This window comes from Paenibacillus sp. NPDC057934, from assembly GCF_042887565.1.
Classification (GTDB): Bacteria; Bacillota; Bacilli; order Paenibacillales; family Paenibacillaceae; genus Paenibacillus_AQ.
Window position 1 is genome coordinate 761337 of the sequence record NZ_JBHVPB010000001.1, and the last position, 22598, is coordinate 783934.

The 22598-nt window shown below is 49.3% G+C and carries 20 protein-coding genes; 17 read left to right on the plus strand and 3 right to left on the minus strand.

What is annotated here, in order from left to right:
• Window positions 1-91 precede the first annotated feature (91 nt).
• From ACFVRY_RS03665 to ACFVRY_RS03700, 8 genes are all read left to right on the plus strand, one after another.
• Complete coding sequence (locus ACFVRY_RS03665) at window positions 92-1180, plus strand: LuxR C-terminal-related transcriptional regulator (protein ID WP_387497394.1); 1089 nt, start codon at window positions 92-94, stop codon at window positions 1178-1180.
• Between the two features lie 196 nt (window positions 1181-1376).
• Complete coding sequence (locus ACFVRY_RS03670; RefSeq protein WP_387497396.1) at window positions 1377-2369, plus strand: aldo/keto reductase; 993 nt, start codon at window positions 1377-1379, stop codon at window positions 2367-2369.
• 192 nt (window positions 2370-2561) lie between these two features.
• Window positions 2562-3995: a spore germination protein gene (locus ACFVRY_RS03675; RefSeq protein ID WP_387497755.1), complete on the plus strand. Its 1434-nt coding sequence runs from the start codon at window positions 2562-2564 to the stop codon at window positions 3993-3995.
• The gene (locus ACFVRY_RS03680; protein ID WP_387497398.1) at window positions 3992-5146 is read left to right on the plus strand and encodes a Ger(x)C family spore germination protein; all 1155 of its coding nucleotides are present in this window, start codon (window positions 3992-3994) and stop codon (window positions 5144-5146) included. The genes ACFVRY_RS03675 and ACFVRY_RS03680 overlap by 4 nt, the downstream gene beginning before the upstream one ends.
• A 23-nt stretch (window positions 5147-5169) precedes the next feature.
• Entirely contained in the window at window positions 5170-6258 is a 1089-nt protein-coding gene (locus ACFVRY_RS03685; protein WP_387497400.1) for a GerAB/ArcD/ProY family transporter, read from the plus strand.
• 86 nt (window positions 6259-6344) lie between these two features.
• A complete protein-coding gene (locus tag ACFVRY_RS03690) occupies window positions 6345-7325 on the plus strand; it encodes an AAA family ATPase (RefSeq protein ID WP_387497402.1) in 981 nt (326 codons plus the stop codon).
• A 3-nt stretch (window positions 7326-7328) separates the two neighbouring features.
• On the plus strand, window positions 7329-8417 hold the full coding sequence (locus tag ACFVRY_RS03695) for a DUF58 domain-containing protein (protein WP_387497404.1): 1089 nt from the start codon (window positions 7329-7331) through the stop codon (window positions 8415-8417).
• The gene (locus ACFVRY_RS03700) at window positions 8414-9751 is read left to right on the plus strand and encodes a hypothetical protein (RefSeq protein WP_387497406.1); all 1338 of its coding nucleotides are present in this window, start codon (window positions 8414-8416) and stop codon (window positions 9749-9751) included. Before ACFVRY_RS03695 ends, ACFVRY_RS03700 begins: the two co-directional genes overlap by 4 nt.
• 107 nt (window positions 9752-9858) lie before the next feature.
• Here the strand turns inward: ACFVRY_RS03700 and ACFVRY_RS03705 are convergent, their stop codons facing one another.
• Both ACFVRY_RS03705 and ACFVRY_RS03710 read right to left on the minus strand, forming a co-directional pair.
• Window positions 9859-10185, minus strand: a complete 327-nt coding sequence (locus ACFVRY_RS03705) for an AzlD domain-containing protein (protein WP_387497408.1) — start codon at window positions 10183-10185, stop codon at window positions 9859-9861.
• The gene (locus ACFVRY_RS03710) at window positions 10176-10910 is read right to left on the minus strand and encodes an AzlC family ABC transporter permease (RefSeq protein ID WP_387497410.1); all 735 of its coding nucleotides are present in this window, start codon (window positions 10908-10910) and stop codon (window positions 10176-10178) included. The genes ACFVRY_RS03705 and ACFVRY_RS03710 overlap by 10 nt, the downstream gene beginning before the upstream one ends.
• 120 nt (window positions 10911-11030) lie before the next feature.
• Between ACFVRY_RS03710 and ACFVRY_RS03715 the strand changes: the two genes are divergently transcribed.
• Genes ACFVRY_RS03715 through ACFVRY_RS03730 form a run of 4 tightly spaced genes read left to right on the plus strand, consistent with a single transcriptional unit; the run spans window position 11031 to window position 16881 of the window.
• Complete coding sequence (locus tag ACFVRY_RS03715; protein WP_387497412.1) at window positions 11031-13640, plus strand: hypothetical protein; 2610 nt, start codon at window positions 11031-11033, stop codon at window positions 13638-13640.
• Window positions 13641-13674: 34 nt separating this feature from the next.
• Window positions 13675-14394, plus strand: coding sequence for an ABC transporter ATP-binding protein (locus ACFVRY_RS03720; protein WP_387497414.1), 720 nt, complete (start codon window positions 13675-13677; stop codon window positions 14392-14394).
• The gene (locus ACFVRY_RS03725) at window positions 14384-15763 is read left to right on the plus strand and encodes an ABC transporter permease (protein WP_387497416.1); all 1380 of its coding nucleotides are present in this window, start codon (window positions 14384-14386) and stop codon (window positions 15761-15763) included. The genes ACFVRY_RS03720 and ACFVRY_RS03725 overlap by 11 nt, the downstream gene beginning before the upstream one ends.
• 29 nt (window positions 15764-15792) lie before the next feature.
• Window positions 15793-16881, plus strand: a complete 1089-nt coding sequence (locus ACFVRY_RS03730) for an efflux RND transporter periplasmic adaptor subunit (protein WP_387497418.1) — start codon at window positions 15793-15795, stop codon at window positions 16879-16881.
• 8 nt (window positions 16882-16889) lie between these two features.
• Here ACFVRY_RS03730 and nagZ read toward each other — a convergent pair whose 3' ends face one another.
• A complete protein-coding gene (gene nagZ / locus ACFVRY_RS03735) occupies window positions 16890-18218 on the minus strand; it encodes a beta-N-acetylhexosaminidase (RefSeq protein ID WP_387497420.1) in 1329 nt (442 codons plus the stop codon).
• Window positions 18219-18475: 257 nt separating this feature from the next.
• On the opposite strand from nagZ, the gene ACFVRY_RS03740 reads away from it, so the two are divergent.
• From ACFVRY_RS03740 to ACFVRY_RS03760, 5 genes are all read left to right on the plus strand, one after another.
• Window positions 18476-18979 carry a ferritin gene (locus ACFVRY_RS03740; RefSeq protein WP_379466822.1) on the plus strand — a complete coding sequence of 168 codons (504 nt, stop codon included), beginning with the start codon at window positions 18476-18478 and terminating at the stop codon, window positions 18977-18979.
• A 247-nt stretch (window positions 18980-19226) separates the two neighbouring features.
• A complete protein-coding gene (locus tag ACFVRY_RS03745; protein ID WP_387497422.1) occupies window positions 19227-20090 on the plus strand; it encodes a cation diffusion facilitator family transporter in 864 nt (287 codons plus the stop codon).
• Between the two features lie 145 nt (window positions 20091-20235).
• A complete protein-coding gene (locus tag ACFVRY_RS03750) occupies window positions 20236-21153 on the plus strand; it encodes an NUDIX hydrolase (protein ID WP_387497424.1) in 918 nt (305 codons plus the stop codon).
• A gap of 46 nt (window positions 21154-21199) precedes the next feature.
• The gene (locus ACFVRY_RS03755) at window positions 21200-21679 is read left to right on the plus strand and encodes a bacteriohemerythrin (RefSeq protein WP_387497426.1); all 480 of its coding nucleotides are present in this window, start codon (window positions 21200-21202) and stop codon (window positions 21677-21679) included.
• Window positions 21680-21831: 152 nt separating this feature from the next.
• The gene (locus ACFVRY_RS03760; RefSeq protein ID WP_387497428.1) at window positions 21832-22575 is read left to right on the plus strand and encodes an IclR family transcriptional regulator; all 744 of its coding nucleotides are present in this window, start codon (window positions 21832-21834) and stop codon (window positions 22573-22575) included.
• The last annotated feature ends 23 nt before the right edge of the window (window positions 22576-22598 follow it).

Sequence of the window (22598 nt, forward strand, 5' to 3'; positions counted from 1 at the left end):
TGATATAATGTGCTGCTATATAATTAGTAATTATCATCGTGAAGTCAGAATGAGACCATCCCACATTTGTGGGATTCAGAAGGAGAAGGGCATGTCACAGAGTCTGGAAACATTCAAGAAAGAGCTGGAGCGACTGGAGCGAAGAACGTCATCCTCGCATGAATACAGGGAGGCGATGATTAGCAGGCTGAAGGATTGGATTCCGTTCGAGGCTGCTTGCTGCACAACGGTTGACCCATACACTCTCTTGTCCACGGGGGCCATTGCGGGGGAAGGTATTGAAGCCATCCATGCCCGGCTGTTTGAATATGAATATTTGCATGAAGATTTCAACAAATACGACGATTTGGTCCACCAGCTTGTCCCTGTGGCAACACTTAGTGGTGCCACGGAAGGAGAACTGGAGCGAAGCGGACGTTATCTTGCCGTCCTGCAGCCCGCGGGACTCGGGGATGAAATCCGTGTAGCCTTGCTGGGCGGAGGGGCATGCTGGGGATATCTTACATTGTTCAGGGCAGCGAAAGGGTCTTTCTTTCAGGCAGATGAGGAAGCCTTTCTGGCGGCTGTCGCACCTTGGATCGCCCGCACCTTGCGAGGATATACATTAAGCACGCCACCGGAGGATATTCAAGGACTGCAGGAGGAAATTGGTATCCTGGTGTTGTCCCATGAGCTGAACCCGCTTGCTTCCAATGGACAAGCCAGGAAATGGCTGGACATGCTTGGGGAGTGGGAACAGCTTGAACCGGAGATCCTACCAAGTCCAGTGCGGGCAGTATGTTCGCGCGCGCTTGCGGAACTGAGCGCTGCTGAGGACCATCAGCCCTCTAAGGCTAAGATTTGTCTGCGATTGCCATCAGGCCATTATTTGGCCATTGCTGCCAGCAAGCTGGACGAGTCTTCTGGCCGGATTCAGCTGGCTGTTACCTTTGAGCCGGCCCGAACCGCCGACATCTTGCCGCTAATTGCCGAGTCATATGGATTGTCATCCCGGGAGAAAGAAATCGTGGAACAAATCTCCAAGGGGCTGTCTACCAAGGAGCTAGCTCACAATCTACATATCTCTGCGTATACCGTTCAGGATCATCTCAAGTCGATTTTCATTAAAACGGGTGTCACAAGTCGCAGAGAATTAATCTGGCGTTTGTTCTCTCGCTACAGTAGTAATAAGAAAGCTTAAGATGCCAATCCGGAAAAATCGGCTTTCCCCGAATTGGTGTTTATTAGTAGGTTGATACTATTTGACCGCTAATGTTGCAAAGGACGAAGAACTTCCCGCTGTACGGAATCTTATTGCATTTTTATTTCCCCACTGGGGGAGCTATACTAGTAACGTAAGCATTCGTCATAACTTCTGGTTGAGAGGATGATGTTCAATGGATTATGCAAAGCTAGGTTCCACAGGACTTGAAGTTTCACGTATTTGCCTGGGCTGCATGAGCTACGGGATACCCGAGCGGGGGAACCATGCCTGGACACTGGGAGAAGAAGAGAGCCGGCCGTTCATCCGCCGCGCACTTGAACTGGGCATCAACTTCTTTGATACGGCCAATGTGTACTCCGACGGGACAAGCGAAGAGATTGTCGGGCGGGCACTGAAGGATTTTGCGGCCCGTGATGATGTGGTCATCGCTACGAAGGTCCATGGCCGGATGCGACCGGGTCCCAATGGCGGCGGGCTTTCGCGCAAAGTCATTATGAGTGAAATCGACCACAGCCTGAAGCGGCTGGGTACGGATTATGTTGACCTATACCAGATTCACCGCTGGGACAGCGAGACACCTATTGAAGAGACCATGGAGGCGCTCCATGATGTCGTCAAAGCGGGTAAAGCACGCTATATCGGAGCCTCCTCCATGTATGCCTGGCAGTTTCTTAAAGCGCTGCATGTAGCGGAAAGCCATGGCTGGACCCGCTTTGTCTCCATGCAGAACTATCTCAACTTGTTGTACCGTGAAGAAGAACGGGAGATGCTGCCGCTCTGCGAAGCTGAGGGTATCGGTGTCATCCCGTGGAGTCCGCTGGCCCGCGGCCGGCTGACACGGGACTCCGAAGAGTCGAGTGCGCGTTCCCTGACCGATGAGTTCGGGAAGCAATTATACGCCAAGACCGAAGAAGCCGATCACCGTGTGACCACACAGGTGAAGGAGATTGCCGAAGAGCGCGGCATTCCGCGCGCGCAGGTGGCACTGGCCTGGGTGCTGCAGAAGAAGCCGGTCACTGCGCCGATCATCGGCGCGACCAAGATGCAGCACCTGGAGGATGCAGTGGCAGCCGTTGACATCCGGTTGACCCCGGATGAGGTGCAGCGCCTGGAATCCGCCTATGTGCCGCACGAAGTCAGCGGTGGGCTTGGCCGTACTTTTTAGCAAAGCTTATAGCCACAGCTACAAATTAAACATACTCATAAAGTCAGCTCCCGAAGACAAACGGGGCTGGCTTTTTTGCATATCAACTTAATCCGTCACCTTGTCTCCTATCGCATAACTTATTGTTAAATTGGCAAACTAAAGCAGATTTCCATCAACGTATGACCGGAGGCGAAGATCGTGGATGCACAGATGCTCGAGACTATCAAGAAGCAGTTAGCTGGAGGCAGCGACATCGTCTATCAGGTCTTTCAGGTGCATGGTCATGCGTGTACGCTAATCTACATTCCTTCTATTGTAGACCTTCGGAGTCTTCAGGAAGGTATTAGCGAAGTACTGAAAAAGGAGAGCAATTCAGGCCTGGATTGGTCCCAATTTCTCGAGCGGCTGGAACGAGGATCGGCGTTCTCCATCGCTAGCCTGAAATGCTTTGATATTACCGCAGCAGCAGATCTGGTTGTTATGGGGAATGTAGTGCTTGGAATGGAGGGATTTCCGTTCCTTTACTATTTTGATATCACCAAATATCAGAAGCGCGCAGTCAGCGAATCACAGAATGAGCTGGTGGTTATCGGTCCCCAGGAAGCCTTCATTGAGGATATAGAGACGAATTTATCGCTGTTGCGCCATAAAATCAAGCATCCTGACTTGAAAATGAAGCATTATAGCATCGGTAAATATACAAAGACCGACGTTTACGTACTGTACATAGAGGGACTCTATAAACCGGAGGTGCTTGAGGAGATTGACCGTAAGCTCCAGGACTTGTCCATTGATGGGATCCTGGGCATCAGCTATCTAGCGGAGCATATCACATATGATGTGCTGACGCCATTTCCGTTGTTTCAGTATACGGAACGCCCGGATTCCGTGGCGGCTTCCCTCATGGAGGGGCGCATCGGCCTTCTGCAGGATGGTACGCCATCTGCGCTGCTAACCCCGGTAACCCTTTTTTCGCTGCTGCAATCCTCCGAGGATTATTACCAGAGCTATTTCGCGGGCAGCTGGATTCGGATTGTGCGATTCGTGTTCTCTATTATGGCCTTGCTTCTTCCTTCACTGTATGTGGCGATCACTACCTTCCATGCCCAGATCATTCCCTCCAATCTACTGCTTACCATTGCAGCGGCCCGGGAGAATATTCCTTTCTCAGCGTTGACGGAGGCCCTGATTATGGAACTGACCTTTGAAGCATTACGGGAAGCGGGAACGCGCATTCCTAAGCCTGTCGGGCAGACCGTATCCATTATCGGGGCGATTGTCATCGGGCAGGCGGCGGTGATGGCAGGGATTGTATCGGCTCCGATGGTTATTGTCGTATCGATCACAGGTATTGCTTCCTACATCATTCCGCATCTGGAGCTTGGATTAACGTTCAGGCTCCTGCGTTTTCCGCTGCTAATTCTCGGGGGAACTATGGGTTTGATTGGTGTGTTCACGGCAGCCTTCGTATTGTATGGACATCTGGCCAATCTTCATTCCTTCGGAACGCCATATATGCAGCCGATTGCACCTTTTGTCTATCAGGACTGGAAGGATACGTTGCTGCGGGTTCCCTCTACTTATATGAACAAGCGCAGCGATGCATTTAGCAAGTGGAACCAAAGGAGGCAGCGGAAAAAATGAGTCTGGTGAAGCTAGGAATCGCATTAATTTTGATGCTGAATCTGACGGGCTGCTGGTCCAAAGTGGAACTGGATGAATTAAGCTTCGTCTATGGGATATACCTCGATGTGGGTAAGAATCCAGGTACGGTCGAGTTGTCGATCAGTTCACCCTTAACCAACCGGCTTATGAATGGGCAGCAGTCTGGTGGCGGCAGTGGGAGCGGTAGCAGCAAGACGTACGCGAAAGTTACCAAAACGGCGGAGACAATCCCTGACGCACTGATGCTGATCCAGAAAGATTTGACTAGAACGATCAGCCTGGCGAAGATCAAAGCGGTAGTGATTGGCAAGGAATATGCCCGTAGTCGGATGGCCGAACTTCTGGAATGGATGAGAAGAGAGCCAAGCGTGCCGCTAGGTACCTACGTTTTCGCCGCACCCGGAAGGGCGCAGACGATTACAGAACTCACACCAACCTTCGAGACACTTCCGAGCGAGGTACTGATGAAGTTAGGGCAGAACAACTATTTGCTCGGCACCACCATCAAGCAGTGTTTGATTGCGGAGGCCAGCGGAATGGGCTATGCCATCAACTACCTGTCCTTTGGAGATGATCCGGATGATACCATTCCAGCTATGCCTGAATATTGGGTCGGAATGCAGGGGGCTATGATTTTTCAAAAAGATAAAATGAGAGGCACGGTAGGCCTGCAGGACGCCAGGTCACTGGCTTGGGCGCTAGGGCATCCCAATGATCCGGAGATTACGGTTACTTGGGATGAGGGAAAGAGCCGGGCAAGTGTCACTTTCTTCACCTCCAAAGGGTCCAGAACCGTAAAAATGACAGAGAAAGGACCTGTCTTCTATGTCACGCTCAAGGGGCGGGCTAGTTTAGTCTACAAGAAGGACATTGAGAACCGGAATAAGATCGAATTCAGTCGCACAGTAATTGAGGCACTGGAGAAGAAAGCTGTCCACGACTTGGAGAAAGCACTGAAAAAGACGAAGGAATCTGGAGCTGATGTTCTGTCGCTCGGTCTGCTCATGGAATGGAACTATCCAAAGGAATGGCGGGAGATGCGCGAGCATTGGGAAGATTACTATAAGAATCATGCTGAAATCCACGTGAAGGCCAAGTTCCAGATTGCTGATTATGGCACCGAAGTATGATTTCAAGGTGAAAGGAGTAGCACATGCGCACAACAAAATGGCAGCTTACCCGATTCGCGTTTATTTATCTCAATTCACAAGCCTCCATTTTCCTCGTGCCCACTCTGATTTCAAGTCCCACTTATCAATCCTGGATGGCGGTGATGGGCGGTACGTTGCTTAGCATCGGGATGATGTTCTGTACAGTTTATGTCGGACGGTTGAAACAGGGACAAGCCTGGGTGGACTTCGGCGGCAGTATTGTCGGCAAATGGGTCCATAAGGCTGTCATTGTGCTGCTGTTGTGTTGGTGTATATACTATGTGTCTTTGGATCTGGAGAATTTCGTGTTGTTCTTCGGCTCCAATTACTTGCGGGGAACCCCCCCATGGTTTATTCAGCTGATCGTAGGACTGGTCATCCTGTACACGGCGAAGCTCCGTCTCTCAAGCTTGATCTATATGACGGATGGGTTGTTTCTGCTGATTGTTTCGGCATCGCTCTTCACAGTGTTTTTGTTCGTGCAGGAAGTGGATCTTAACATGCTGCCCGCGCTAGTGCATTATCATGACCCGATTGTAGCCGCTAAGGATTCATGGATTGTGACTTCCTGGGTTTCGGAGTGGATCGTCTTTCTATTCATTGTGCCAGAACTCAAACTCGATAAACATGTCTATAAAAAGCTGACGATGGCCTCGCTGTTGGTTATGGTATCGATCCTTATAGGGTGGCTATTGACTCTGCTGAACCTGGGAGCCTATCTTGGCCCGCAAATCCAGTATCCATTTCTGGAGATGATCCGCAGTTCTACACACGACAATATTATAGGAAATGTAGATCCGCTTCTAATCGGGATATGGTCTTCCTCGCTGTTTGTCCACAGTGCTTTTCTCATTTATGTCGCTGTCCGGTGCTTATCCAATCTGACCAACAACAAAGGGAAGAAGTACATGGTGCAAGCCCTGACGCTGAGTGCCCTTGTCATTGCCTTTCTCTATTCGCAAAATGTGGCGAGATACGACCGGGATTACAACTCAATGGTGGCTGTTAGTATCTGGTTCGGGGTGGACTGCCTTCCAGTGTTTTATTTTATCATTGCCCTTATCCGTTTCCGGAAAAGACCATTGAAATAGACATTATCCGGACATTTATAATGTATACGCTTTCTGGTATGATTATCCTATAGTAGATACCTTTAATCAGATAGGAAGTGTTATCCATGATAGATATCCTTGAAGGTAAGAGACTTATCGAAGATATTCGCCAGAACCTGGCCAAAGTTATCGTTGGGAAAATAGACGGAGTGGATCTACTGCTGACCGCATTGCTAGCTAATGGCCATGTGCTGCTGGAGGATGTGCCCGGAACGGGCAAAACCTTGCTTGCCAAGGCTCTAGCCAAGTCACTGGACTGTCACTTCAAACGAATTCAGTTCACACCGGACCTTCTACCCTCCGATTTGAGCGGTATTAATTATTATAATCAGAAGACTGGGGAATTTCAGTTCCGTCCAGGGCCTGTATTCGCCAGTATTTTGCTGGCGGACGAAATCAACCGCGCTACGCCGCGGACACAATCCAGTCTACTGGAATGCATGGAGGAACGCCAAATTACCATTGATGGAGTAACGCATGGGCTGGAGTCACCGTTTCTTGTAATTGCGACTCAGAATCCGGTGGACAATCAGGGCACGTTTCCGCTGCCGGAAGCCCAGCTTGACCGCTTCCTAATGCGGATTAAGACCGGCTATCCATCTCTAGAAGAAGGGGTACATATTCTGCAAAGGTTCCGGCTCGGCAATCCGCTTGAGAATCTGACAGCGGTAGCATCGGGGGAGGATATCCGTGCTGTACAGCAGCTGGCAGCTGAGATTAGCGTCAGCGATGATCTTCTCGCTTATATCGTTCGCATCACTGAAGCTACCCGAAGGTCTACCGCGGTGAGGCTGGGGGCGAGCCCACGGGCCAGCGGCGCGCTGTTAAGATCTGCTCAAGGGTATGCGCTCATTCAGGGGCGTTCCTTCGTAACACCGGATGATATCAAGACTGTGGCTGTGCCTGTACTGGCACACCGTCTGCTTCTGCATCAGGGCATGAAAGCACGGGAGGGGCAGGCCGCTGAAGTTGTAGAACAGGTACTGCGCGAAGTGGAAGTGCCAGCTGAACCGCTCCTGACTGCCAAAGGCGGAAGGGCGGACTAAGCCATGGCTTTAGTGTGGTTCATCCTCTTTGCGGCGGCGTTGCTGCTAATCATATCCTTCATTTATCAGAAGAATGCCCTGAAGGCGTTAAGCTACGACCGATATTTCTCCAGAAAAGCTGTTTATGCAGGTGAAAAGCTGGAGATGGTTGAAGAGATTGTGAATGCGAAGCTGCTGCCGCTTCCCTGGTTGCGTATGGAATCCAGTATCGCTACAGGGCTGGAATTCGGCAAACAGGAGAATCTGGGCATCAGCTCCGGTGACATCTATCAGAATCATCTCAGCCTGTTCTATTTGCGCTCCTACCGTCATATCAAACGTCGCCATACCTTGGTAGGTGAACGGAGAGGCTTCTATACACTGGAATCGGTGACCATGACTACTGGTGACCTGTTCGGCTTTAGTAGGGTCGTTAAGACGTTTCCCCTTCAGTTGGAACTGCTAGTCTACCCGGAACTTATCAACTTTGATGAGGTTCCTCTGCCGGTACACAGCTGGCTGGGTGAATTGGCCATCAAGCGCTGGATTGTAGAAGATCCCTTCCTGACTGCGGGTATCCGTGAGTACAGCACGGGAGATTCCATGGGCATGGTCAATTGGAAGGCTACGGCGCGTACCGGAGTGATGCAGGTTCACAAGAATGATTATTCAGCGGATTCCCGGCTGATGATCTGTCTTAATGTAGAGGTTAGCGAATCCATGTGGAGGAACATAACGGATGTGGAACGAATAGAGCTTGGCATCCGTTATGCAGCGGCTGTTGCCGGATATGCACTGGACCATGGCATTGAGACCGGTTTCATCTGTAATGGGAGACTAGTAAATGGCGATGCCCGTGAGCCTGTCCTTTCTGGGCCCATAACCCAGCAGGAAGAGATGCTCGAACTTCTTGCGCGATTGACGCTTGACCGGACACTGCCAATGAATCGTCTGCTAGAGCTGCAAGCCGAGAGCGGGGTCAGAGACACAGACTATCTGATCATAACCTGTCATCAAGGCGCGGAGCTGCTGGAGGCGGCCGGACTGCTTATGCAAGAAGGCAATGGTGTGGAATGGCTTACCATTCCGGAGCAAGGGAGGGAGAGCGCATGAAGCATCCGTCCCGGCGATTTTTGCAAGATTCGTTGATATTCGGGGCTCATGTGCTGATGGAGCTGCTGTTATTTTTGCCCCTTCTGATGCTGTATGCTACATATCTTCTTCCTGAGCATACGACTCCGTTATGGATGATCTTATTTGCACTGTTGTCATTGGCTGGCGTGCTACTTCGGTCTCTTTGTAATATCAAGTGGAGACAGTTAGTGGTGTCTATACTGCTAGGAGCGGTGGTCGGACTTCTATTTTCCGGAGTATCATTAGCAAGCATTTCTGTGGCTATCGCCTGCCTAATCTGTACCTATCTCGGTCTGACTACCGAATCTAGAATCGGCCGGAATACAACGTATTACAGCGGAATCGGTCTCTATTTTATAGCCGCTATAGTGTTTCCGAAAGTCTCACAGCTTGAGCCATGGTCGACACTCCTTACCTGGTGTGGTAGTCTGAGCGTTATTATTGTTCTCCTAGCATCCAATAGCGATCATTTGCGTTATACATCTCTTTCCGGCCGGACCTCATCCTTGCCGCCAGGCTTGCGGCTCCATAACCGCATTTCTGTACTCCTTGTTGTGGTTGCAGCGGTAGCTCTGGCAGCAGGCGCAGGGCGGATAATTGGTGGTCTGCTCTTCGGTGGACTTCGCCAGCTGTTATCCTGGATCGCCCGGCTATTATCCGGCTCGGAAGAAACTCCGCTGCAGCCGAATGAACCAGCACGTGCTACAACGGAAATGCCACCAGCGGAAGCGAGAGACCCCGGTCTTATCGCGCATATCTTCAATGTGCTGTCCTATGTTATCGTAGCAGCCGTAATCGCAATAGTTGTCTTTTATATCTTGCGCTGGCTCTACAGAAACACTGGTGGTCTGGTGCACAAGGCCATTGCCGCTGTACTAGCCATGTTGATGCGCAAGCAGCCAAGCCGTGGCAATGAGACTTATCAGGATGAAGAGAGCAGTGTCTTTGCCTGGGAGAAAACGTTGCAGAATTTCAGACAATTCTGGACCACGGCTGTTAGCGGTGGCCGGCGGGATCGCTGGGAGCATATGCAGGGCAATCGGGAGCGGGTGAGGTGGCTATACCGCCAGTGGCTGCGCTCTAAGCAGGAGAATGGTTATGAGATCAAGAAGCATCTGACCCCGCAAGAGACGGGGGCCGACACAGCGGTGTGGGGTGCCGGCCGAAATCGGAAACGCAAGGAAGGCAGGGACACTGCCACTATGCCTGAAGAGAGGTTGCTTGATCTGTACGATCAGGCCAGGTATGGTCAGGAAGAGCTTACCGATGCCGATGTGGCACAGATCACGGTGTTTCAGAAATCGAAAACCTGAATTTCTATAATGAGTCCCCCAAAAAAGCAGCAGCCCTCTTCTGACAATCGGTCAGTGTTCGGGCTGCTGCTTTTTTTCACGGAAATTAATTTCCAGTTGAAACCCAATTAGAAGAAGAAGCGTAAAACCATAAGTGAGAGGATTCCAGCAATGACGGTGCCGAGCAAACTGCGTGTTTTGATAGCAATCCAGAAGGTTGGCAGAGCCGCAATCCACTCTGCGCTGTGCGAGAAACCGGCAAGCTTATCGTCTTGAATGAATAATTCCTGGGCGATCAGCGCTGCCATCACGGCGATAGGGATATTGTTCAACCAGCGCATGCCCCACTCGGGAATAGTGATTCGGCTTAGGAGCATTAATGGCAGGACCCTTGGGATAAATGTCACCAGCGCAGCACCGACTATGATCAGGAAGATATCCAGCCTTATTTCCATTTTTCTATCACCATCCCTAATGTTGAGGCAATTATTGTTGCAGCAATCACGCCAAGACTTGGTGACCACAGCAAGGATACAAGCACGGCGATCAGACCTGCTGCTAGTCCGACCAGAATATCCTGTACATATTTTTTTCTGCTCAAGAGGGTAAGTACCAACAGTCCGATAAACATAGCAGGCAGGGCAAAGTCGAGACCCCAGCGCTCGGGGTTCGCAATCCATTGTCCAAAGAACGCACCCAGGATGTTGGCCAGAAACCAATTCAGATAAGCAGCGACATTTAGTCCATGCATCCATTTCTCACTGAGGCGCCCTTTGGCAGTACCTGTGTTAATGGCCACACCAAAGGTCTCATCGGTTAGTAAAGAACCTACAAGCATATTGCGGAGTGGCTTCAAATGTCGGAAATAGGGGGACAGGGCTGCGCTTAACAGCACATGCCGCAGATTCACGAATAGAATCGTGAACACAATGCTGGACGCGGTGCTACCGGCTGCGATCATTCCAGCCGCAATGAACTGGCCGGAGCCTGCATAGAGAATAAGAGACATTAAGGCAATCTCGGGAATGGACAAGCCTGCAGTCTTCTCCACAACCCCGGCCGCAAAGCCTATACTGAGATATCCTAGCAAGGTGGGCAGACAATCCCTGACTCCTTGCATAAAACTATCTTCAGGTTTCTGACCCGATCTGGATTCTGGCGAAACCGTCTCCGGCATCATAGAAATGACCTCCTCGTCTATTCTTTTGTACAACTCTAACATAAGGGTTACAACTTGGACACAATTCCCATAGAGTTAGCCTCTATAATAATCTTTGTAAATACGTTTGGAGGGAAATCAATGAGAAAACATAGACGTACATATGTAGCCATGCTGCTCAGCACTTTTATCATCAGTCAACTATCGGCTTACTCAGCGTCTGCAGCTCCGGTCAACACTACTAATAATATCAATTCACCGACCAAAGTAGCGGCCCTGGAACCAAGTACAACAACCAATTTAGGCAGTGTACAGCTGGGAGCAGGGGTCAATGCTACCCTTGAGGATATCCGGCTGTGGCCACAAACGGGGGGGAATATCCTCACGTATACCCTGAATTATGCCAACGGGGGCGGTAGCAAAGCCGGTCTGATCAACTATTTTTCACGGGTGGTCACTTCTGGTGGTACGGTTATCCCTGGAACTCCTATAACGACAGATGCACTGAAGAAAAGTATTGATTCCAAGCAAAATCTGCGTGTAACCTATTATGTTAACGTTGGCAAGACCAACTCCTTGAACGGTATCAAGATTGCGATGCATGTCTGGGACGCCAAAGCCAAGGGCTATCTGCGACAAGCCGGATCCATAAGTGTTCCTGCAAGCTATTCCCAGTCGACACTTCATGGGAAAATCCTGAACACTACCATGAGCGACATTCCCGTTGCTGCGTCTTCAGAATCCTTCCAAATCTATAAATATAGCAGTAAAGTCTACGCCAAGATTGGCCTGAGTGTAACTAATAAAGGGAACAAAGTTCTCAGTGATCCCGGTTATAAGGCTTACTTAGTAACGGCAAGCGGAACCGCCTTTGAGCTGGCATTAGACAGTTCGCAGGCCGGATACAAGATACAACCGCAAGAGAAGAAGACCATCTATTATTTGACCGAAATTCCATCCTACCTCAAGACCGATAATATGAGACTGCAATTCGTGCAAAGAGACGAGACATTGAAGGTGGACCTTCCACAGTCCGCTTACAAGCTTCCGGCTGCTACAACACCTGATTTGACGGTCGCTAAGGGTGTTACCAAAAAAATCATCATCAACAATAATTCTGTAGAGACCCAATTGAGTAATGCAGCGGTCTATGCAGAGAACGAAACCGGTATGTGGACCTTCCAGCTCCGTTTCAAGAATACCGGGAACAAGGCCGTAACCTTGCCTAATTATGAGCTGACAGTGAAGTCTGCCAAAGGAACCTCTTTCCCAGTAAACGCAAATGGAATTAACGGACTTCTCTTGAAGCCACTTGAGGAGAAAGTGATCTCGCTTAAGGCCCAGATTCCGCTATCAGTTGAACAGAACACGTTGCAGCTGCAAATGATTGAATCCGTTGGTTCTACGCCAGATAAGTCCATCTCACCGGACAATACTGGGAGTGGTGGCAGTGATGCCGGAACAGGTTCGGGAACTGGCAGTAATACGGCCAAGCTGACCATCCCAGTGGCGTATTTCTCCATCCCGTATACGTTAAGACCAGATACCCAGAAGGGGCAGGATTATAGAACAACGAATGATTACGGGACTTTCAATTACCGTTTGCTTTCTGTGCAGCGTTTTCCGTGGAAAGACGACGATATCCTCGTTGCCAAGCTGAATATTAATAACACTCAGTCTGTAAGCTTGTCTCTGCCTGATCTAAAAGGGTCCATTAAGCTGGACAACAACGATATTGCCGGTTCGACAGAACTGTTTATGGACAAGGAGTTCCAATCGCTCGCACCTGGTAAATCGGCGGACATCTATGTGATGGCCAAGGTTCCTTACACGCAGAAGTTCGATAAGCTGAATATCAACTTGTACACAACCGTCAAAGAAGAGAATGTCTCTTTCCTGTCGTTAGCTACAGACAGTATGATCAATGCTGTGGCGCAGATTGAGCGTGGCGGAAGCTACGATGTCATTGCCAAAGGCAAGAATGCCAAGGTTCAGGAGAACAAGACCACGATCTATGAAGGAATTAACTCCAACATTGTGTACTCCGAACTGCTGCTGAGCAGCGAAGAGAAGAGACAGAGTAAGATGGCTCGTATACAAGGCTACTTTGCAACGCCGAACGGTGATCTTTTTGAAGCGGTATCCAACCAGCCCGACACTTCTGCAACACCAGGCGGCAAGCAGTTGGTCACGTTCTGGGCAAAGGTTCCTAAGTCGGTGAATTTGTCCGATGTTGCGTTGTACCTAGGACCTGGCATCACGGGCAATAAGCTAAGTGAACCGGGACAGGAACCAACCGGATTTATTAACATTGCCTCACTGGATCTCAATCCAGTGGCGACTCCGCCAGAGAACAATTTGTCGAAAGTCACGCTATACCCGTACACCTTGTCTATGCTTAGATCCGATGGCCGGAACCTGCTGGGCACAGATACGATCAATATCATAATGAACTATGATCTGCTACGTGATGTTAACTATGATATGGGGACCTTTAACCACAAGCTGGTTCTTAAAATGACAGATCCTTATGGCCAATCCCAGGAAAAAAATCTGACTATCGGCACAGATCTTACCGAGGGCAGTAACAATACGTTCAGTCTCTCCTTCAGCAACACGACTTACAAGAAGCTGGTGAATGGAGGAGCTTACCGAATCACCCTTTACGACGAATTCCAAGGGGAACGGATTGAGTTGGCCAGCCAGGCATACACCCTGTACATTGACAGGACGCTGACGTCAGACAAATAAGACTCTCTATTAAAGTACAGAAGGAGCAGCTTGTATGTTGCGAGTGGAAAAAGTAACCCATTCTTTCAAGAACGGCAATGAAACAACCGCCGTGTTGCATGACATCAACTTCTCGGTTCAGAAGGGCGAGATGGTCGCGCTGCTGGGCAGCTCAGGCTCCGGGAAGTCGACCATGCTCAACCTGATGGCGGGGCTAATGAAGCCTACGGAAGGACATATTTACATTGCCGACCATGATATTGTGAAAATGAGCGAGAACAAATTGTCAGAGTTCCGGCGAAAGAACATCGGATTCATTTTTCAGGCGTATGAGCTTATTACTAGCCTGACCGTACGCGAGAACGTGGAGCTGCCGCTGGTCTTCCAGTCTATATCTCCATCTGTGCGCAAGAAAAAGGCGTTGGAGTTGTTGGAAGCGGTGGGCATTCCAGATAAAGCTAATCTATTTCCTGCACAGCTGTCCGGTGGTCAGCAGCAGCGTGTTAGTATCGCGCGGTCCCTGATCACAGAACCATCCGTTATTTTCGCAGATGAACCAACCGGGAACCTGGATTCCAAAACAGAGGAAGAGATCATCACGATTCTGCTGGATTTGAACAAGAAAATGAAAACAACCTTTATAGTGGTTACGCATGAGATCGAGGTCGCAGAACAGATGCAGCGCATCTTCACACTGCGGGACGGATTTATGATCACCGAAGAACAGCCTCCTGTCGAAGTGGAGTCCAAAGGAGGAGAGCAGAATGAGAGTTAGAGATATTTCGCGTCTGGCCTGGGATCAGATCAAACGACGTAAGGTGGTTACGGGGCTGTGTATGGCAGGGATTTCTATCGGATGTGCTGCCATTATCGTGGCGCTCAGTCTCGGAGATTCGGCGCAGGCGTACACAGAGAAAGAGATCAACAGCCGATTCAAGATGGATGAGATCACCGTAACCCCCAACAGTGGTGTACCCACGCAGGGGAAGAATGGAAGCCAGGGCGCAGGGGATAACGAGAAGCTCGATCCCGGCAAGCTGACCCGGCAGAAGCTGGAGATCATCTCTGGACTTAAGCATGTGAATGCGGCTGCTCCTTTTCAGGATATTGGCTGGCTTCAGATGCTCACGAATGACAACAAAATATCTGATATTCAGGTCATAGGTACCAATCTTAGCCTGCTGACAAAGTACGATAATACCTTCAAGCAGGGAGGACCTTCTGAGCTAGCAGGAATGGCCGTGCTGAATTACGGGGCGACACTGGGTCTGATTGATAATGAGACAAGGCAAAGTCTGTATGAAGCGATGGGGAATGATCCATACAACAATGACCTCAGGCAACAATACGATAACCTTAGCCGCCTGCCAGCGGATCTGTATCAGCAGCAGATTCAGTTCCAGTCGACCGACTTTAGCACCGGCAAGACTATTGTCAGTTCCTCCATTCGAGTCATGGGGATTCTCGCCAAGCCCAAAGGAATGGATGACAATATGGCGATGTATGACAAGAAGATCTACGTGTCTCTGGAAACGGCTGAGCGTCTGCGGGAGGAACTCAATCTAAACAATGATTCCAATGGACAAGCAGGTGTCTATAACAATGCGATTATCAAGGTGGATAGCATTGATAACATTGTAGCGTTGGAGAAGCTCATTCAGAAGCTTACCCTGAACACCAGCACGAATTTGTATCAGAAGGAAATGCTTGCAGAGCAGTTCAGCATGATCAAAAAAGTAGCACTCGGCGTCGGAATATTCATTCTGATTATTGCCTCCATTTCCATTATTGTTGCGATGACCATGTCTTCGCATCAACGCCGTCGACAGATCGGGATTATGAAGGTACTGGGCGCCAATATGCGGCAAATACGTAATATGTTCATCACGGAAGCGGCATTACTTGGTTTTCTGGGCGGCCTGCTGGGCGTAGTATTCTCGTATTTGATCGTTACCGGCATGAACAAAATAATCGGCTCTGCCGGCGGTATGGGTGGAAGTGAGGGTGGTCTTGTCATCGCCATTCCGCTAATGACGATTCCGATCGGTATCGCATTCGCCATTATGACAGGTGTTTTATCAGGGATTTATCCGGCCATCAGTGCATCGAGAACCAATGCGCTCACGGCTATCAAACGGGATTAGTATTTTGTGGCAGAAAGGAAGCCGAGGGAATGAAAAGGATTATAAAGTGGGTCATCATCCTAGCGATTGTAGCCGTAGCCGGTTATTTCGCTTATGACAAAATGTTCAAGCCGCAGGAAGCGCCGCCGATGGAGGAGCCGGTGCAAAGCATTACCTTCCCTGTTACTCAGGAGACGATTAATAAGACGATTCAGGTTAAAGGGAAGTCTCAATATGAACATGAAACGCTCGTCTATGCGCCGTTTGCTTCCAAGGTGACTGCCTGGAAGGTAGAGAATGGTGGACAAGTTAAGAAAGGCGATATCCTGTATACTCTGGATCAGGAGACACTAAAGAACGATATTGCGACACAGGAAGCGACGATCCGTAAAGGTAAGCTGGAAGCGGAGCTGAATGCTTTCATGAGCCAGCAGGATGAGGAGAGTGCCGCGCTGGGTGCCACCGAGGCGGATCGATTGAAGGTACTGGCTTCCCAGGAAGCTAAGCGGATCGGCGATGAACTGAACGAGGTGACTTCGGAGATTCAGGCCCGGGAGCTTGCCAGCAAGAAGGAGAGGCTGAATACAGCGATCTATCGTGCTCCGGCAAGTGGGATTTTCCTTTTCGACAGCACCAGCGAACGTCCACAGACGGTGACGGACAACCAGTACATCGGCAAGATTGTCGATCTTAGCAAGGTTGAATTTGTCGCACTGGTGGGAGAGCAGGATGTATTCCGGATCAAAACCGGCATGAAGGTAGACGTGAAAATGACTGCACTCAAAGAAGAGAAGCTGTCTGGCGAAGTGACCAAGGTAGCCAAATTTGCCACTACCACCTCGGGACAGACGAATAACACCAGTCAAGTGCCTCAATTTGAAGTCATTATTAAGCTTGATTCCAACGAGCATCTCATCGGCGGTCTAAGTCTGAATGGCGAGATTGAAGCTATCCGAAAAGAAAATGCAACAGTAGTCTCCAGTATGGCCGTAATTCATGATGGCGATGCTGCTTATGTCATGCTGGATAAGGGCAATGGTGAGGTTGAGCGGAGAGATATCAAGATTGGACTGGAGACAACCGACAAGACAGAGATTTTGACCGGACTTAAGCCCGGGGATACGGTTGTTCTCCAGTAGCACCATAGTTATTTAGCAATTGTTGAACGCCAGGCTTTAATATCTTTATTGAGGACGGTAAGATCAGGAACGGGGACAGAGTTGTCAGTCAGTCCGTATTTATGCTTTAACGCTAAAATACGGTAGACACTCTCGTCAATTCGCGATTCCTTGAGCTTACCGTTCTTTACGTTCTGCAGAATCGCCTCGCGGACACGTTTCTCATTGTCATATCCGTGAGCGACCAGCAGAATATCGCTGCCGGCATTGACACTGTCAAGCGCAGCTTGGCCCAGATCGAAGTGCTTCATAATCGCGCCCATCGTCAGGTCATCGGTAATAACGACACCCTTGTAGCCCATCTCTTCCCGAAGCAAATCGCCAATGATCGTACGGGACAAGGAGGCTGGTTTGTCGAGGTCTAGCTTGGGAAACAAAATGTGGGCTACCATGACCGCATCGGCATTTTCCTTAATGGCAGCCTGGAAGGGGAGCCATTCTAGTAGGGCCAGTTGCTCCCTTGTTTTATTCACAACAGGCAACTCCAGATGAGAGTCTACAGAGGTATCCCCATGTCCAGGGAAATGCTTCACTACCGGAACAACGCTTTCGCTCTCGATGCCTTTCATCTCAGCAATGCCCAATCTCACAACGGTGTCTGCCGAATTGCCGAAAGAACGGTCGCCGATGACAGGATTCTTGGGATTACTGTTAATGTCCAGTACCGGAGCGAAGTTCATATTGAACCCTGCGGACCGCACCTCCCGAGCCAGCAGCGTGCCCATGGTCCGTGCAGCGTTCACGTCATTGCGGAGGCCAACCTTGGCGTTAGAGGGGATAGTGACGTACTCCGCAGGCATACGGCTGACCTTGCCGCCTTCCTGATCGACACTCATGAACAGGGGAGCAGGATTGGCTGTATTACTTTTCTTCATGGCATTAACCAATTTGACCATCCCTTGCACATTCTCGATGTTGTTGCCATAGAGGATAATACCGCCTACTTTATCCTCTGTGATCATCCGTTTGGCCCCCGCATCCAGGGTAGTCCCGTTAATGCCGACCAGCAGCATTTGTCCGATCTTCTCCTCAAGGGTTAGGGACTCAAGCTGAAGGGCTACAGGATCAGGCTCTGCCGTAGGCGTTGCGGGCGTAGGTGCTGAGAGGTTAGCTTCTGTTGTGGACAGCCCAGATGCTGACACGGTTGGTGCTGCGGCAGGCGCCCGTGTGGACGCTATGGATGAGGACGTACTGCTTCCACAGCCGCTGATTAGCGGAATCAGGAGCAGAACTGAAGCAATGGGAGCAAAGCGTTTTTTATATAAGGGAAATATCGTTAGGCGATCTCTTACTTTCATTAGTTAGAATCTTCCTTTCCTCTACGCAAAGTAATATCGGGTGGTATCATTCAGACCTGCTTTAGTGTATCCACCTTTAAATTCCATAATACCATTATCCGTCTATCTCTCCCAAGGAGAAGCGGTTGCGGGAAGTACTCTGAGAAGTGATATTGAGAAGTAGCCCTGGGAGCAGACTTGCCCCATTATCCGTCTGAGTGATAAGATAGTCAGGAAACGATACATATTTTAAATTTAAAAATTGAGGTGACGTGTCCATGAAAGACGAATTATTTAATGCACTTAATGAACAGATGAACTTTGAGTTCTATTCCGCTCACGTTTACCTGGCTATGGCTGCTTATTGTTCCGGTGAGAGTCTCGACGGATTTGCTAATTTCTTCTTGGTTCAGGCTGAAGAAGAAAGATTTCACGCAATGAAAATATACAGATTCCTCAATGACCGTGATAAACGGGCAACACTGGCTGCGCTCAAAGAGCCGAAGAATGAATACAGTTCGATGCTCGACGCGTTTGAACATGCGTATGCTCATGAGCAACAGAACACCAAGAAGTTCTACCATCTTGCAGACATTGCTTTGGATGAGCGCGAGCATGCGACCATCTACTTCCTGAAATGGTTCATTGACGAGCAAGTGGAAGAAGAAGCGTTGTTCAGCAACATTATCTCCAAGCTGAAACGTATCGAAAAAGACAGCAACGCGTTCTATATGCTGGATGCTGAGTTTGCTACCCGTAGCTTTACTGCTCCAGCTGAATAACATCAGACTAGCACAAACTAATCCCTGCAGCCCTATGGCTGTGGGGATTTTTCATGTTTGTTATAGCCCGTTCAAGCTAAAAAGTTGAACGAAGCCAAATAATGTTGCATACGACAACAAAATTCATGTGTCCCAACTCTATTTGGCAGGGGTAACTCTTGCGCCACTCGGCAACACTGTTTCTCTAGACCCACCCGATTAGCTGCGTGTAATATAGAACAATACTACTGCTTGGGGGTTACTGGTTTTGGATAATTACAAAGACATTAAACAGGGTGAAAGAGGTGCCTGGCTAAGCATAGCAACGTATATTTTGTTATCCGCCGTCAAGCTGTTCATAGGAACCATCTCGGGTTCCCAGGCGCTGCTTGCCGACGGATTGAACAATACTACGGATATTATAGCTTCTATTGCTGTACTGACGGGGTTGAAAATATCGCGCAGACCTCCGGACTCTAATCACCGTTACGGACATTTCCGTGCGGAGACGATTGCGGCAATGATTGCCTCTTTTATTATGATCGCGGTCGGACTTCAGGTCTTGTACCAGGGTGTGAACAAATTTATGGAGCCGTCACTTGCGACACCGGATCTGATCGCCGCCTGGACAGCAGCGGGAAGTGCAGTCATCATGATGGCAGTCTACATGTACAACATTAAGCTGGCGCGGCGTATTAACAGCAATGCCATCGAAGCTGTGGCGCAGGATAACCGCTCGGATGCATTGGTCAGCATAGGCGCTCTTATCGGGATTATCGGCTCTCAGTTTGGGATTCCCTGGCTGGACCCGCTAACGGCGATCATCGTCGGCCTGATGATCTGCAAAACCGCATTCGATATCTTCCGTAAGGCTACTCATGACCTCACAGACGGATTTGACGCGGCAGAACTTGAACGGATGAAGAATACGGTGGCCGAAATTGATGGTGTGCAGTCGATCAAAGATATTAAGGCCCGTGTGCACGGCAATAACGTCTTGGTGGATACAACCGTGCTGGTGGATGCCAAGCTGAATGTGGTTCAGAGTCACGACATTACCGAAGAAATTGAAGATCAACTGAAAGATCGTCACCAGGTTTCTTACGTGCTTGTCCATATTGAGCCTGTTTAATAGAACCAGGGATATTCCTCTTATGAGGATGTTCCTGGTTTTTCTGCGTTATTGACTGGGCACAGGGAGATGTGTGTATAATTACAATATGATATTAACAACTGGATAATATTAATGTTTTTATAGAAAAGGAGCACTGTAACCTATGTCTGATCACCCTCTTACTAATGCCAATGGTTTAACTGAAGCACAATTTCTGGCGACTTATGATGCTGATGCGTATGAACATCCTTCGGTGACAGTGGATATGCTGATTTTTACCGTGATGGACCTGGAACAAAACAATTACCGCAAGCTTCCCCAGAAATCTCTCCAGCTATTGTTGATCAAACGGGGCGAGCATCCGTACCTGGGCCAGTGGGCACTGCCGGGCGGCTTCGTAGCTGTAGATGAAAGCATTGAGGATGCGGCAAGACGAGAGCTATACAGTGAAACCAATATAGAGGATCTGTATATGGAGCAGCTGTTTACCTGGGGAGCTGTGCACCGTGATCCGCGTACACGAGTTATTAGTTGTTCGTACATGGCACTCGTTGACCGAACTACGCTGGATGTGCAGGCCGGGGACGACGCGGCGGAGGCAGCTTGGTTCGATGTGTCATATGTGATAGAGGCAGAGCACAGAACAATCACCGAGCAGGGGACAGAGACAGAGAAGCGGGTTCGCATCAAACTTCAGAATGAGCAAGAGACCCTCTCTGCAGTTGTGCGGATTGTGGAGTCCGTAAAGGGACGTATCAAAAAGCTGTCACGTGAGATTGTAGAGAGCGAGGGAATAGCGTTTGACCATTCCATCATGATTGAGTATGCGATCGAGCGTCTGAGAGGCAAAGCTGAGTATACCGATATCGTGTTTAACTTGATGCCACCATTATTCACATTGTCTGAATTACAGCGGGTCTATGAGATTATCCTCGGAAAAGAGCTGCTGGCCGCGGCTTTCCGCCGTAAAATGGCCGATGCCGTTACCGAAACCGAAGAGTTCACCAAAGATGCTGGACATCGCCCATCGAAGCTGTACCGATATAATCAGAGTGGAGCCATAGATAGACCGCAACGATAATATTTTATGTAGAAAATTGTCGTGTGATGTTGTTAACTGAACTTTCATGCAAAATGGTGCAGAATATACCTTATTTCCCATTCGAATGGTTTGGGATAACGAAGGGATGAGGCCAATGATTGCCTGGAAAGATTCTTATGATATTGGGGTAGAAAAGATTGACTGTCAGCACCGACAGCTGTTGGCGAAGCTCAACGAGTTTTTCGAAGCATGCTCGAATCAGCAGGGCCGGGATAAGATTATGGAAACACTGCAATTCCTGAAGGAATACACTATCGAGCATTTCGGCAGTGAAGAAGAGCTGATGGGAGAGATTGATTTCCCGGAGCTGGCGGAGCATCGTAAGACCCACGCGGGTTTTGTGAAAACGGTACTTGAGCTGGAAGAAATGATCAACGCCAAGGGCGTGTCCGTGCTATCTACCATCAAGCTGAACCGCACCTTGACGGATTGGCTTGTTAATCACATTAACAAGTGTGACAAGCTCATCGGTGAATATATGGCCAGCCGTGGCAAGGCTGTATAACATGATTTAAAGCCAGCAAGCTTCCTAGCCGGAGTTTGCTGGCTTTTTGCATACAGAAATTATATTTCAATAGTTGATATGAATGGATCAATATTTGATCTACTGCTGCCTTTGATTTATTATGGCTACACCACAGACAAGAGGTGAGTAACTTGAAGCAATATGAATCGGCGACTTTAAAAAAAGGGCTTCTGATCCTGGATACGCTGCAGCAGACAGAGTCTATGAAACTAAGTGAGATCATCCAGATCGTTAATCTGAATAAATCTACCGTATATCGCTTGCTGTATACCCTGGAGCTTGCAGGCTATGTGAAAAAGACGGATTTTGCTTATAGTGTGACGGAGAAAATAGGCGGAGCCGTGAGTCACCCTTCCCCTAGACTGGAGTGGGTGGCTGTCCCACCGTTGTATCATTTGAGCCGTGAGGTCGGTGAGACCCTGTACATTGGGATTCTTAACGGTAACCATGTCGTGACAACCCAAGTGGTAGAAGGAACACATACGATGCGGATTCATTCCAAGGTGGGCGACCAGGCTTACGCACATCTGAGCGCCTTCGGCAAAGCCATTCTTGCTCATCTGGATGAACGCAAGCTGGAAGCTATACTGAAGAGCGTTATCCAGCACAAAAAAACCCAAAATACCTTTGACGATTTCCACTTGCTGAGAGAGCATCTTAAAGTGATTCGCCAGCAAGGGTATGCCATTGATGACGAAGAGACGGAAATTGGCCTCCGCTGTATTGCGGCTCCTGTTTTTTATAAAGAGACTGCTATAGCTGCTGTTGCCATCTCAGGCCCTTCTGCACGGATGACCAAAAAGAAAGACCGGGCGCTGAGCAGACAATTGCTGGAATGCAGCATGCAGATCTCGAAACTGCTGGAGAATGAATAAGGATGCCAACCGGGATGGCCCCG

What these genes read in the sequence shown, in the direction of transcription:
- ACFVRY_RS03710 (WP_387497410.1), bottom strand. Translation starts at nt 10,910, where the DNA reads ATGATGCCGGAGACGGTTTCGCCAGAATCCAGATCGGGTCAGAAACCT.
- ACFVRY_RS03690 (WP_387497402.1), top strand. Translation starts at nt 6,345, where the DNA reads ATGATAGATATCCTTGAAGGTAAGAGACTTATCGAAGATATTCGCCAG.
- ACFVRY_RS03675 (WP_387497755.1), top strand. Translation starts at nt 2,562, where the DNA reads ATGCTCGAGACTATCAAGAAGCAGTTAGCTGGAGGCAGCGACATCGTC.
- ACFVRY_RS03730 (WP_387497418.1), top strand. Translation starts at nt 15,793, where the DNA reads ATGAAAAGGATTATAAAGTGGGTCATCATCCTAGCGATTGTAGCCGTA.
- ACFVRY_RS03705 (WP_387497408.1), bottom strand. Translation starts at nt 10,185, where the DNA reads ATGGAAATAAGGCTGGATATCTTCCTGATCATAGTCGGTGCTGCGCTG.
- ACFVRY_RS03680 (WP_387497398.1), top strand. Translation starts at nt 3,992, where the DNA reads ATGAGTCTGGTGAAGCTAGGAATCGCATTAATTTTGATGCTGAATCTG.
- nagZ (WP_387497420.1), bottom strand. Translation starts at nt 18,218, where the DNA reads ATGAAAGTAAGAGATCGCCTAACGATATTTCCCTTATATAAAAAACGC.
- ACFVRY_RS03740 (WP_379466822.1), top strand. Translation starts at nt 18,476, where the DNA reads ATGAAAGACGAATTATTTAATGCACTTAATGAACAGATGAACTTTGAG.
- ACFVRY_RS03725 (WP_387497416.1), top strand. Translation starts at nt 14,384, where the DNA reads ATGAGAGTTAGAGATATTTCGCGTCTGGCCTGGGATCAGATCAAACGA.
- ACFVRY_RS03685 (WP_387497400.1), top strand. Translation starts at nt 5,170, where the DNA reads ATGCGCACAACAAAATGGCAGCTTACCCGATTCGCGTTTATTTATCTC.
- ACFVRY_RS03715 (WP_387497412.1), top strand. Translation starts at nt 11,031, where the DNA reads ATGAGAAAACATAGACGTACATATGTAGCCATGCTGCTCAGCACTTTT.
- ACFVRY_RS03750 (WP_387497424.1), top strand. Translation starts at nt 20,236, where the DNA reads ATGTCTGATCACCCTCTTACTAATGCCAATGGTTTAACTGAAGCACAA.
- ACFVRY_RS03670 (WP_387497396.1), top strand. Translation starts at nt 1,377, where the DNA reads ATGGATTATGCAAAGCTAGGTTCCACAGGACTTGAAGTTTCACGTATT.
- ACFVRY_RS03720 (WP_387497414.1), top strand. Translation starts at nt 13,675, where the DNA reads ATGTTGCGAGTGGAAAAAGTAACCCATTCTTTCAAGAACGGCAATGAA.
- ACFVRY_RS03695 (WP_387497404.1), top strand. Translation starts at nt 7,329, where the DNA reads ATGGCTTTAGTGTGGTTCATCCTCTTTGCGGCGGCGTTGCTGCTAATC.
- ACFVRY_RS03665 (WP_387497394.1), top strand. Translation starts at nt 92, where the DNA reads ATGTCACAGAGTCTGGAAACATTCAAGAAAGAGCTGGAGCGACTGGAG.
- ACFVRY_RS03755 (WP_387497426.1), top strand. Translation starts at nt 21,200, where the DNA reads ATGCAAAATGGTGCAGAATATACCTTATTTCCCATTCGAATGGTTTGG.
- ACFVRY_RS03700 (WP_387497406.1), top strand. Translation starts at nt 8,414, where the DNA reads ATGAAGCATCCGTCCCGGCGATTTTTGCAAGATTCGTTGATATTCGGG.